Origin of the sequence: Sphingomonas sp. CFBP 13720 (genome assembly GCF_014842075.1) — a bacterium.
Lineage (GTDB): Bacteria > Pseudomonadota > Alphaproteobacteria > Sphingomonadales > Sphingomonadaceae > Sphingomonas.
The window spans coordinates 19,326-31,937 of the sequence record NZ_JACYVA010000011.1 but is presented as its reverse complement, the minus strand read 5'-3'; the positions used below and the strand labels follow the sequence as shown (position 1 = coordinate 31,937).

At 63.3% G+C, this 12,612-nt stretch carries 10 protein-coding genes; 4 read left to right on the top strand and 6 right to left on the bottom strand.

The window, feature by feature from the left end:
• Window positions 1–68: 68 nt before the first annotated feature.
• Complete coding sequence (locus IFT55_RS16100) at window positions 69–815, bottom strand: HAD-IIB family hydrolase (protein WP_192093372.1); 747 nt, start codon at window positions 813–815, stop codon at window positions 69–71.
• Window positions 816–1,097: 282 nt separating this feature from the next.
• Between IFT55_RS16100 and IFT55_RS16095 the strand changes: the two genes are divergently transcribed.
• A complete protein-coding gene (locus tag IFT55_RS16095) occupies window positions 1,098–3,680 on the top strand; it encodes a TonB-dependent receptor (RefSeq protein WP_249403883.1) in 2,583 nt (860 codons plus the stop codon).
• 58 nt (window positions 3,681–3,738) lie between these two features.
• Here IFT55_RS16095 and IFT55_RS16090 read toward each other — a convergent pair whose 3' ends face one another.
• The 5 genes from IFT55_RS16090 to rfbA form a co-directional block, all read right to left on the bottom strand.
• Window positions 3,739–4,110 (bottom strand): nuclear transport factor 2 family protein, encoded by a 372-nt coding sequence (locus tag IFT55_RS16090; RefSeq protein WP_192093371.1) that lies wholly within the window; start codon window positions 4,108–4,110, stop codon window positions 3,739–3,741.
• Window positions 4,111–4,573: 463 nt separating this feature from the next.
• Window positions 4,574–5,365: a helix-turn-helix domain-containing protein gene (locus IFT55_RS16085; protein WP_192093370.1), complete on the bottom strand. Its 792-nt coding sequence runs from the start codon at window positions 5,363–5,365 to the stop codon at window positions 4,574–4,576.
• A 431-nt stretch (window positions 5,366–5,796) separates the two neighbouring features.
• Window positions 5,797–6,786: a replication initiator protein A gene (locus IFT55_RS16080; protein ID WP_192093369.1), complete on the bottom strand. Its 990-nt coding sequence runs from the start codon at window positions 6,784–6,786 to the stop codon at window positions 5,797–5,799.
• A gap of 174 nt (window positions 6,787–6,960) precedes the next feature.
• On the bottom strand, window positions 6,961–7,911 hold the full coding sequence (locus tag IFT55_RS16075) for an NAD-dependent epimerase/dehydratase family protein (RefSeq protein WP_192093368.1): 951 nt from the start codon (window positions 7,909–7,911) through the stop codon (window positions 6,961–6,963).
• A gap of 27 nt (window positions 7,912–7,938) precedes the next feature.
• Window positions 7,939–8,841, bottom strand: a complete 903-nt coding sequence (gene rfbA / locus IFT55_RS16070; protein ID WP_192093367.1) for a glucose-1-phosphate thymidylyltransferase RfbA — start codon at window positions 8,839–8,841, stop codon at window positions 7,939–7,941.
• 270 nt (window positions 8,842–9,111) lie between these two features.
• Here rfbA and IFT55_RS16065 point away from each other — a divergent pair, with 270 nt between their 5' ends.
• The 3 genes from IFT55_RS16065 (at window position 9,112) to IFT55_RS16055 (ending at window position 12,528) form a co-directional block, all read left to right on the top strand.
• Entirely contained in the window at window positions 9,112–10,074 is a 963-nt protein-coding gene (locus IFT55_RS16065; RefSeq protein WP_192093366.1) for a hypothetical protein, read from the top strand.
• Window positions 10,075–10,154: 80 nt separating this feature from the next.
• The gene (locus IFT55_RS16060) at window positions 10,155–11,549 is read left to right on the top strand and encodes a sugar transferase (RefSeq protein ID WP_192093365.1); all 1,395 of its coding nucleotides are present in this window, start codon (window positions 10,155–10,157) and stop codon (window positions 11,547–11,549) included.
• A gap of 28 nt (window positions 11,550–11,577) precedes the next feature.
• The gene (locus IFT55_RS16055) at window positions 11,578–12,528 is read left to right on the top strand and encodes a glycosyltransferase (protein ID WP_192093386.1); all 951 of its coding nucleotides are present in this window, start codon (window positions 11,578–11,580) and stop codon (window positions 12,526–12,528) included.
• Window positions 12,529–12,612: the final 84 nt, after the last annotated feature.

Genomic DNA, 12,612 nt, shown 5'->3' with positions numbered 1-12,612 from the left:
TGAAGCCGCTGCCCACAACAGGTGTCGAAGTGTCGACATATCGACATATCGACACCTCTACAATTCCCTCACCCCAGACACGCCACGATCGCCGCGATCACGGCCAGCGTTTCCTGCGGGTCGCGGACGCGGACCGTGTCCATGCCCATCTCCTTCGCCGGATAATCGTTGCCGCCGGGGAAGATCGCATCGCCGATGAACATCATGTCGTCGATCGCGATGCCGCTTTCGCCGTTCAGCCGGCGCAGACCATACGCCTTGTCGACGCCTTCGCGGGTGATATCGATCGACGTCGCGCCACCCATGTTGATCGACAGGCCGGGCAGGCGTTCCTTCAGATCGGCCTGGATAATGCGGCGCTTCTCGAATTTGGGGTCCCAATGTTCCTTGGCGTCGATCGGGGCCTGCTGGCCCAGCGCGGAGAAGGTGATCTGGCTGCCGCGATCCTCGATCCGTTCACCCCATGTCTGTTCGGGGACGAAGCCGGTCGCTTCCAGCGACGCGTCGAACGCGGTCAGGATGTTCGCCTTGGTCGCATCGTCGAACAGTTCGGCATAGACCGCATGCCACTCGCCGTCGCGGAACGTATAGAGCTTGGTCCCCGTCGTCGGCATCAGCCACAACCGGCTGCGATCCGCGCGCGCGGGCAGGCGGCTCGCGACCTGGCGATCGAATTGCGGCCAGTCCCCGCCCGAGATCACCGCGACATGCGCCACGTCCAGCAGGTCGGCCAGTGCCTCGCCCATCGGTTCGCCCAGCGGCTGCTTGCTTTCGGCGAGAGTGCCGTCGAGGTCGAACGCGACGAGTTGCTTCATGGACAGGCTCCGGTGCGGCGGGGCAATGGCCCCATATTGTATCCGCGAAAGCGGCATGATGGCGGTCATGTCAATATCGCTGCCGCACCGCCCCGGGTCACGCGCCACCCGGGTAGCGCGACCAGGCCAATGGGCGTCGCGTCGCGGCCGGTACCGGACCGACGATCCCCGGACGAGGACGCCAGGCGGATTCAAACACCGCCGCGCCGCATTTACACCGTCTTTTCCCCCTTGAACCACACGGGCCGCCACGCGTGACGCGGGGTTCGGGAGGTTCCGGGAATGACAGGACAGCGTTCGCGGCGATACCGCCATCTGGCATTGCAGGCCGGGGCGCTGTGCCTGCCCGCCACGGCGCTGGCGCAGGAAGCACCGGCGTCGCCGACCGCCGCGCCGGCCGAACAGGAAGCCGACGAGACGACGGGGTCGGAGATCGTCGTGACCGGCCAGCGCGTCCGCGGCTCCGCGATCGGCGAGGTCGATCCGCTGGCGGTGCTCGACCGCAATACGATCGCGACGCTGGGCGCGACGAACCTCACCGAACTTCTCAGCCGGATCAAGGGCCTCGTCACCTCCGCCAGCGGCAGCGATCCCGTCTTCCTGCTCAACGGCCGGCGGCTGTCGGGCTTCGACGAAATCGCGACGCTGCCGCCCGAAGCGATCGAGCGGGTCGAGGTGCTGCCCGAGCGCGAGGCGGCGCGGTTCGGCTTTCCACCGACCGTGCGGGTGACGAACTTCATCACGCCCAGGCATTTCCGCGCGCTGTCCACGCAGCAACTGGCGGGCACGACCACCGAAGGCGGCGGTGCGACCAACTATACCGAAGCGACGACGACACAGATCGACGACGGCCGGCGGACCTCGCTCAGCGTCGCTTATTTCCGGCAGAATCCGGTCCTGCAGAGCCAGCGCGGACTGCGGCCCGATCCGGACACCCCGTTCTCGATCGGCGGGAACGTCACCGCCGCGAACGGCGGCAGCATCGACCCTGCGCTCGACGCGATCGCCGGCCGCGCGGTCGCGATCGCGGCGGTGCCCGCCGATCCCGCCGCGCGCGGCCTGCTGTCGGCCTATGCCGCCGCACCGACGGTCACCGATATCGGGCGTTATCGTTCGCTGGTCCCGCGCAACGACATGGTGCGGGTGGACGGGTCGATCGCGTCGCCGATCGGCGCGACGATCGACGGATCGCTCAACCTGAAGATGGAGGCGCAGCGTACCGCCGGGTTCAGCGGCCTTGCCCCCGTCGCGCTCGACGTGCCGACCGGCGGGGTGCTACCGTTCGCCGACGACGTGCGGGTGAACCGCTATCTGCCCGACAGCGTGCTGCGCCAGCGCGGCAACAGCCTGAACCTGCATGCGGGCGGCACGCTGCAGGGGAGCGTCCGCCGCTGGGCATGGAACGTCACCGGCACGCATGACCGCGTGCGCGGTTTCGCCTTTTCCGAAAACGGCGTGCCGCTCGACGCGTTGCAGGCGTCAGTCGCGGCCGGCGGCGATCCGCTGGCGGCGATCGATCCGGCGACCGCACAGCTGCGCACCGTCCAGCAAAGCCGGACCGTCACGCAGACGACGGGGGCAAAGGGCGTCGTCAACGGACCGCTGCTGAACCTTCCGGCGGGCGCGGCGCTGGTAACGGTGTCGGCGGACTATGCCCGGTCGACCAGTCGCGGCAGCCAGTCCGGCACGGTCGACCCGGCGCTGATGCTGGAACGCACCGTCATGGGGGCCAGCATCAACGCCGACCTGCCGATCGCCGCCGCCGATCGCGACGTGCTGTCGTTTCTGGGGCAGGTATCGGCCAACGCGATGATCGGCGTGTCCGACGTGTCGCGCTATGGCCGGCTGACGACTCATGCCTATGGCCTGACCTGGACCCCGCTAACGGGCGTGCAGCTCAACGCATCGGTCAACGAAACGCAGTCGCCGCCCGCGATCGCGCTGTTGTCCGCGCCGACGCTCGTCGTTCCCAACACGCCCTTCTTCGATTTCACGACGGGGACCAGCGTGCCGGTGACCAGCGTGTTCGGCGGCAATCCGGCGTTGACGCCCGAACGGCGGCGGGTGTCGACGATCGGCGCGGCGTTCAAGCCGATCCGGGACAAGGAATTCCGCGTCAATCTCGACTATCTCACGACCGATATCACCGACCAGACCGGTACGCCGGGCAGCGCGACCGCCGCGTTCCAGTCGGTGTTCCCCGACCGGTTCGTGCGCGATGCCGCCGGGCGGCTCATCGCGGTCGACCTGCGCACGGTCAACATCGCCGCCGAACGCGAACGCAAGCTGCGCATGGGGGTGAATCTGTGGACGCAGCTCGGCCCCGCGCCGCCGCCACCGCCCAAGGCGACGGGCGTCGCTTCCGCCACCGCGCCCCCGCCCGCACCCCCGAAACCGCGACCCAGCCTCTTCGCCAACCTGACCGCGACCTACCGCCTCGAGGACCGGATCGTGCTGGCGCCGGGGCTGGCCCCGCTCGACCTGCTCGACGGCGCGACGCTGGACGGCACCGGCGGGCGGCCGCGATGGGAGGTCGAGGGCAATATGTCGGGGTCGTACGGCCCGGTGAATATCGGCATGTTCGGACGGTTGCAGGGCGCGACGCGTATCCGCAGCGATCTGCCGGCGTCCGACCTGCGCTTCACCGGTCGCACATGGCTGGTCCTGTACAGTTCGTTCGACATCGCGCGCATCGTGCCTGCGCCATGGACCCGGAAGATGTCGATGCAGCTGACCGTCGAAAACCTGCTCAACGACCGGATCGACGTACGCGACCGCACCGGCGCCACGCCCAACCGGTTCCAGTCGGCCTATCTCGACCCGATCGGCCGCTCGATCCGCCTCGGCGTCCGCAAGCTGTTCTAGTGTCGGGGACAGGTAGGCGAATGTCGGGGCGTATGCGGTACGCGCCGATGGTCGCGGATCAGCTCAAATCCACGATCCGCGTCAGCTTTCCGCCCGTAATCGTCATGAACGACACGACACGCAGGGCGACCTGCTCGCCGGCCTTCATCGGCCCGAGATCGATGGCCGGGGTGCCGGTCCAATCCACCTCGAGGGCGACACGATCGCCATCGACAACCGCGTTCCGGACGGTTTGGCAGCGAATGGTGAACATCGTGGCCGCTCGTCCGGCGAGTTCGGCGAAGGCGGCGCGGCCTTCGATCTTCGTACTCTGCCCCGCATTGGAGACGTTCTCGAATATAATATCATCGGCAACGCATGCCACCAGTGCGGCAACGTCCTTGCGATTATACGCATCGAGGTAGCGTTGAATGAGTGCAGGTAGCGTCACCGCTATCGCCCTTCTTGCAGAAACGCGTTGCCCGCCGGCTTTTCCGCCGGGTGACAATCGCGCGTTAAACTGAAGATGCCTGCGGCACCGGTTCACCCAGACGGACCCGACCTGACGTATCAGGCCGGGCGATTAAATCGTCCGACGGCCGCGATGTGAACAACGAAGGTCATTTGGGGAGTATGCCGGTTCGAGCGGGATTGTCGAGATGGTGGCCGAACGGGACGTATTGCCCGATTTCGCTCCGTACATGACATCCCAGCACATCGGCCTTCCACCTACCCCCCAGCACAATCGTGGCGGCGGCCGGCGTCGGTTGCGCTTGCTCTCGTCGGAGAGCATCGGGCCGGCGTCAGCCGGCTCGTCCTGCACGGCAGGTTGCTCGTCCGTTTCGGTTGTCGTCACATCGAGAGTATTCTTTCCGATCTGTTGTTGGCTTTGGCCAACACCGTCATTCTTTCTTTCAAAAAGGGTGGGAGAGCGGTTGCGGATCGTCATGAGACTCGCACGATGTGGCATCAATCCGTGCACCGATCCGGGCGAGCACGCGGCCGAGTGCGCCGCCGACCATCGTCTCGGCCAGTTCGCGACAGCTGAGGCCGGCACGCATCGTCGCGACCTGTCGGGCATCCTCGGCGCGGTGGTGCAGCGTGTCGGCCGGGGGCGGGGCAGGACACAGCCAACGCGGGAGCAGCGCCAGCAACTGGCCCGGCAGCGTCGGGCGATAGACGTTCGACGTCTGCTTGTAGCGCGGCCCCCCGTCCGCTTCCCCCGCCTCGACCCGGCGGAAGCGGCGTTGCCGCACCAGAAATCCCGCCGCCTCCAGCGCGCGCAGCGCGCGTGCCACGGTCGCGCGACCGAGCGCGGTCGCACGCGCCAGATGATCGTAGCTCGGGAACACCTGCCCGCGGTTCAGCCGCGCCAGCGTGCAGATCTCCTCATAGACGCGCACCGCGCCTGCGGTCAGCACGGTCAGCCGGCGTTCGGCGGCGGTCAGCGCGCGCGCGCCGCTGCGCTCGACCTGTCGCAGCTGCCGGGCGGCGTCGAGCGCAGCGCGCGCCATGCGCAGCAGCCGGTCGGTCTCGCCCTTGCCCGGCACCGCGAAGAACGCCTCCTCGAACGTGCCCGCCTCAATGCTACCGCGCCGGACCGGCGCGCCGGTGCGATGCGGCGCGCCCGACCGGCCACGCGCCGACCGCGCGCGTGTCGTCTGCGCCAGCGCCATCGCTGCCGCTTCCCCCAGGGTATATTTCATCGTCTTCCATCCCCTCGATCGGGGCCGGGACCAGATAAAAAAAGGGCGTGGCGCGAAACGCGCATCCTTGAACCGGATCGGGTTCGGAGGTATCTGGAAGAGGCTTGTTAGACCTCGGGTCGACGTTTGGCGACGTCGTTCCAAAACCTTCGGGATGCCCGGCCTTCGTGCCGGGCGTTTCTTTATGGGGTCACGGCCATTCCTCGCTGCCGCCCGCAGGACCGGGCGCGATCCCGCGACTGTTGCAGGTAATTTCCAACATCGGAAGCGTTCCCGGTTCGTGCTTTCGGGTAGGAATGCACGAAAATCGACGAATGGCGCGCGCGATCGCCCGTCCAGTTCGTGCTTTCGGATAGGAAATACCGCGTCGATTCGTGCTTTCGAGTAGGAATTCACCCGGCGGATTCGTGCTTTCGGATAGGAATTCGCGCTCAGTCGCGATCGACGGCGGTATCCGATTCGGCAGGTGATTCGGGCAGCCCTGCAGCATCCTCCGACGCGGCATTCTCCGGCGCGGCATCGCGCGGGCGGCGGTGGATGACGACCTGGACCGCCGCGACCGGGCGACCGCGGCGCGCGGGGGCAGGCGGGTCGTCCGCCGACGGCACGGTCTCGACCAGCTCGATGCGATAATCGGGGATCGTGTCGACCGCCGCGATCTGGCGCAGCGCCGCGCGGAAATTGGCGAGCGGGTTCTGATAGCCTACCTGCAGCCGGAAGGTGGCGAGGTCGATCTCCATCCGGTCGTCCTCGCAGGTCGAACGCGCGACCTCGTAGATCCGCCGCTCGATCGGCCCGAGCTGGAAATAGGCGATGGCATAGTCGAGCACGTGCCGGTCGAGCAGGATCGCGCGGAACAGCCAGTCGCAGAGCCGCACCTTGACCGCCTTCAGCCGCCGTTCGCCGCCGCGCGTGCGGGTATAATGCAGCTTCGCTTCGGACAGCCACGAGAAGAACCCCTCCTCGCCCTCGCCGCCCGCCTCGATATTGGTTTTGATCTGCGTCCCCTGCAGCCGCTCCAGCGCCTCCGACAGCCGTGCATAGGAGCGGGCGGAGTGGTTGGCCCCGGTGACGCTGAACAGGTCGTGCGCGGTGAAGATAAAATCCTGCGCGACCTGCTCGCCCGCCTCGATCTTCGCGGCCATCAGGCTGGCGATGTAGAGGACGATCTCCTTGTCATAGATCGTCGCTACCCCGCTGGCCGACGGACGCACCTCGATCGACACGGTATCGCTTTGATACGTAAGCGGTTTCATCCACGCATTCTTGGCCAGTGCGAAGAACGGAAACGCCATCAACGACCGCTCGCCCCGGATCTCGCCGTTTAGCGGACTGTCGAGCCGGAACAGGTCGCGGTGTGCCGGGCGGGGGGTCGCTTTGGGCCGGGGGGAGCGAGGCTTGGCGGGTGGGGTCGGGGTCATCGCGATTTTCTACCCGAAAGCACGAAGAGTGGTTGTTCTCATGGGCACGAGCACCGTCTAGCAGAAAGGAGGCAATACCAGTTCGTGCTTTCGAGTAGAAATTACATCACTTCGGGCAGCGAGATATCGTCAACCCGATCGGAACCGAAACCCGCCAATATTATCGCAACCAGATCAACCCGATCCTGCGCTTCGGCCGTTTCCGCCTGCCGATCGAACCAACCCCAAACTGCCCGCGACATCGCGGATACCGGCTTCCAGCGACACGCATGGTTCCCATCCGAATGCGCGATGCGCCGCGTTGATGTCCAATACAATTTCGGATGGATCGAAATCGCGCGCCGGCGCATACTTCACCATCAGTTGCCGGCCGGTAATCCGGTCGATCGTCTCGATCAGTGCCGCCAGCGAACAGCCGACCCCCGATCCGCAATTATAGATGCCGGGTCGATCCTGCTCCGCCGCTGCCAGCAACAGCCGCGACACATCGTCGATATGTACGAAATCTCGAACGATCGAACCATCGCCCCACATCGTCGCCGCTTCCCCTGCGGCAAGAAGGTTGAGGAAGGTCGTCACCGCCCCCAGCAGCCCGACCTTACCCTGATCCACGCCATAGGGATTTGCCGGCCGTATGACTGCCGGGCGCAAGCCACGATTAACCGCATACATGCCCAAATATTTCTCAGCCGCGACCTTGGTCACGCCATATGCGCTGATCGGATCGAGCGGATGCGTCTCGAGGATCGGAACCATCTGCGGCGGGCCATAGACCGCGCCGCCCGACGATAGATACACGATCCGTCGCAACCCTGCGACGCACATCGCATCAAGCAACGCGACCAGCGGGATCAGGTTGTCGGTAATATCGCGGGCCGGATTGGCATTGGCCGTGGCCGGGACAGTGGAATACGCGCAGTGGACCACGACGTCGGCGGCGCGCAACAGACCGATGTCGGCCGCCAGATCGGCGGTGCTGGCCAAGCGGAAGTCAAACGCCATCCCATGATCGTGACGTGGCTTCGCCAACAGGTCGAACACCGTGACCCGGTGCCCCGCGGCGACGGCACGTTTCACAAAATGGCTGCCGATAAAGCCGTTACCGCCCAGGACGATGATATGCATGGTCTTGCTCGTTTCGTGCCGAATGTCTCAGCCCTCGCCCGCAAGTGCGAGCAGATACTGGCCATAGGCGTTCTTGTGCATGGATCGCCCGGCGGCGCGCAGCCCGTCGCGGTCGAGCCAGCCCTGGCGAAAAGCGATTTCCTCGGGACAGGCAACTTTCAACCCTTGACGCTGTTCCAGCGCCCGTACGAACTCTCCCGCTTGCGCCAGCGATTCGAACGTGCCCGTATCAAGCCAGGCGAAGCCACGGCCCAGCAATTCCACGTTGAGGGTACCCGCTTCAAGATAGACCGCATTCATCGACGTTATTTCCAGTTCGCCGCGTGGCGACTGCTTGATCGACCGTGCGATCTCACTGGCGCGATGGTCATAGAAATACAGGCCGGTAACGGCATAGTTGGATTTGGGCCGTTCAGGCTTTTCCTCGATGCTGACCGCGCGGCCGGCGGCATCGAATTCTACAATCCCGTACCGTTCCGGATCGTTAACGTGATAACCGAACACGGTAGCGCCGCTTTCCCGCGCACTGGCTGCTGCCAAGCTTTCGGTCAGGCCATGACCGTAATAGATGTTGTCGCCCAGCACCATTGCGCTGGCTCCGCCGTTCAGAAACTCCTCGCCCAGAATAAATGCTTGGGCAAGTCCGTCGGGGCTGGGCTGGACGATATAGTCGAGTTGCATGCCCCATTGACTACCATCCCCCAGTAGCCGCTTGAACGCAGCCTGATCGTCAGGGGTCGTGATAACGAGGATTTCTCTAATCCCTGCCAGCATTAGCACTGAAAGGGGATAATAGATCATCGGTTTGTCATAGACGGGCAGAAGCTGCTTCGACGTGCCGACCGTAATTGGATACAAGCGCGTACCCGACCCACCGGCTAGAATGATTCCTTTACGGTTCAACTGCTTCTCCGACGTCTGTGGGTACATGGCACACCCGGTTGATTGCCCTTAGTGCTATACGTGGCGCCAGGATAGAGCGAGCGTCGGTTTGGCCTTGCGGTCGGAGACGACATTCGACGCGGGATCGCGTACGCCAGATTCCTTGCTCCACTGCGGCGATCTTGTCATGCGGGCATATCGTCGCAGGGGATTAGGACGTTGGTAGCATCTTTCGATATTGCGACACTTGCCCGGTATCGGCATTGCTATTTCGTGCTGCGGGCTGACCATGCGACCAAGCCCGGTGGAGACGTTGATTTGGCATATCAGATCGCTCGCGCCGCCCGTGCTGCGGGGGCTACGATCTCGGTCGCTGGCGTCGCGGAACTGCCCAAGGCGTTCGAAGTGGACGACCTGTTGTTCCTGTTCAACATTGATCGTCCGTTCGAGGCGGCCAGCGCACTGGATCGGGTGCACCCCGATGGGCGGGCGTTGTTGTATCCACTTCATCACCCCGCCGCCGGGGTCATGAAATATCTGGACCGGGTGCGTGGTCCGAAGCGGCTGCTGAGCAGGATCGCCGGCGGTAGCCCCGATCGCTACGAAACGCTGGTGGACACAGCCAAGGCGGCCCGTACCCGCGACCTGGGCCGGCTGCGCGCCGCAATCGGCCGGCGACGGGTGATCGACCGCTTGATCAAACGTTGCGAATTACTGGTCACGTCGCCGGCCGAGTTGGCCGAAATCGAGGCGCGATATGACACCCGGGCGCGTGGCGCATGGTTGCTTCCGCATCCGGTAACGCCGTATATCGGGCTGGCAGAGGCTAACATGCCACGCTATGTGCTGGTACCTGGACGCATTGAACTCCGCAAGAACCAGCTCGCTGCCCTGCAAACACTTAGCGCGATGGGCGTCCGTGACCGAGGGTACGAAGTGATCCTGGCCGGGGGAAAGGGGTCCGACGATGCCTATTTTACGGCCACCATCGACTTCGCCTTGGCCAACGGCATCATCTATGTCAGCCAGTTGCCGAAAACGTTGTTCTTTCCTGCTGTTTCAGGGGCAAGGCTGGTCATCAACGCCAGTTTTTTCGAAGTGACGTCGTTGATCGATCTCTATGCGATCGAGAACGGCATTCCGCTCGTTACCACCACGCATGGCTATTACACGCCAGCTACCACGCTGCGACAAGTTGATCCGTTGACATGGGGACCATGCCCCCCGCCGCAACTGATCAATGCCATTGACGCGATGCTGGCACCGGACCCCGTGCCATGATTCCGTGTTAATGCCTGCGTTTCAATAGTGACGTCGTATTATCGATATTTTTTCAGAAATTTGTTCCCGAAAGCTGTCAGATGAACCTGCATAGCCGTCATCATTTCGACCAGATCGGCAATCAACATAGCGATTCGGTGCCGATCGGGAACATGGAACGCCGCCGCATCCGATGTTACGCGATACTGGCAGGATGGGATGCAATCACGATTGCCAGCAGTTTTCTGCTTGCCAACATCCTGTTCATCGGCACTTGGCACGCGACGCATGGTATGACGATGATTTCGGTCCTGCTACCGATCTACATCTGGGTTGCCTCAATCAACGGATCTTATAGTTCGGCAGTGCTGCACGACCCACGGATCGGCGCGTTTCGGTCTATTCGGGCGATCGCTTTTGCCGCTGCCACTATGCTTATCATTGCCTATTCTTTCAAGGTGGGAGCAATATTCTCGCGGCTTGTTTTCTGGACTGGTACAATCTTCGCCATCTCGCTGCTTATCGCAGGGCGAATCGTGATCGGCAGAATACTGCTGAATCGTCTGGGCACACCGTTCAGCACTGTCGTGATTGTCGACGGCATTGCGTGGGATGCCAAGCCCGGCGACATCGTCCTCGATGCCGGTCAGTTCGGCTTCGATCCGCGCACCGATGATCCGTTGCAGTATAATGAACTGGCAAAGCGCGTAGCACATGCCGACCGGGTGCTGATCGCCTGCAGCGACGACCGCGTCGCTCCTTGGGCACATGTGCTTAAATCCATGGCGGTCGACGGGGAGATCCTGGCCCCGGAAGTAGACCGGATCGGCATGATCGGCGTCGGCCGCTATAATGGCGCACGCACGATCGTCGTGTCGGCGGGGCCGCTGCACCTGCGCGACCGTACGGTGAAGCGGATCTTCGACATCGTCGCATCGGCGACCGCGCTGGTCTTGCTGTCCCCCATCCTGATCGCGGTTGCAATCGCGATCCGTATCGAATCGCCAGGTCCGATCCTGTTCCGCCAACAACGTATTGGACGCGACAACACGCTGTTCATGGTCTTGAAATTTCGTAGCATGTATCAAGACCGTTGCGACGCATCGGCATCGGTACTGACCACCCGCAGCGACAGCCGGGTTACCCGGGTCGGTAGTTTCATCCGTCGCAACAGCATCGACGAGCTGCCGCAACTCATTAACGTCTTGCAGGGCGACATGAGTATGGTCGGGCCGCGCCCCCACGCCTTGTCGGCCAAGGCCGCCGAACTGCTCTATTGGGACATTGACGATCGCTACCGCCACCGTCACGCTGTCAAACCCGGCGTCACCGGCTTAGCACAGATCCGCGGTTTTCGCGGTGCGACTGTGGTCGCCACCGATTTGACGAACCGGGTCTCAGCGGATCTGGAGTATCTGCGCGACTGGTCGATGCGCAAGGATATATGGATCCTTCTTCGTACCATATTCGTGATCCGGCATGATAACGCCTTCTAAATAAATCGGATATCGGGAACAGGTGACCATGTACCATACACCGCAATGGCCAGTTGACCCGGCGCGAATCTCAGTCGTCATTCCTACCTTGAACGCGGGACCGCATCTGCCCGCCCTATTGCCCGCGCTTGCCCGACAAGGATTGCCTGCCGAGCAGTTCCTAATTGTTGATTCGGAATCATCCGATGAAAGTTGCAATGCGTTCCGCGCCTTTGGCGCGACGGTGGTTGGGATCGACCGGCGCACGTTCAATCATGGTGGCACACGTCAACGCGCAGTCGAAATGCGACCTGATAGCAACATCGTGGTCATGCTGACGCAGGACGCCATTCCTCAAGGTAACGAAGCGATTCTTCGACTGGTAGACGCATTCGCCGATCCGCAAGTTGGCATGGCTTATGGCCGGCAGCTACCGCGAAGGGTGGCACGCGGTATTGAACGCCATGCCCGATTGACCAACTATCCGCCACGATCGGAAACCCGCAGCCTGGCCGATCGAGAGCGCATCGGCGTCAAGACGGTGTTCTGTTCGGATTCCTTCGCCGCCTATCGGACGAGCGCCCTTGCTGCAGTCGGCGGATTTCCTGAGGATGCGTTCTTCGCCGAAGACCAACTGGTCGCCGGACGGATGCTGATCGACGACTGGCGGATCGCCTATTGCGGCGATGCCGAAGTGCAGCACAGCCATGGCTACACGATGGTAGAGGAGTTTCGCCGTTATTTCGACGTCGGCGTTTTTCACGGCCGCAATCGCTGGCTAATCGATACGTTCGGTGCCGCCGAAGGCGAGGGGCTGCGGTTCATTCGGTCTGAACTGGCCTATTTGATGCGGCATGATCCCCTGTTGCTGCCGTCGGCGATGGTGCGTACCCTTGCCAAATATGCTGGCTACAAGATGGGCAGCCGCGAGGCCAAACTGTCCAACGCTTGGAAACAGCGCCTGTCGATGCAACCCTTCTACTGGCGGCGCCAAAGCTGAATCGGGCAATTCGTGCCAGAGGTGGTTATGGACTTGAGGGTCTGCGGATTCATTCGTCACCAGGTGAATCGGCCCGCTTCCAAA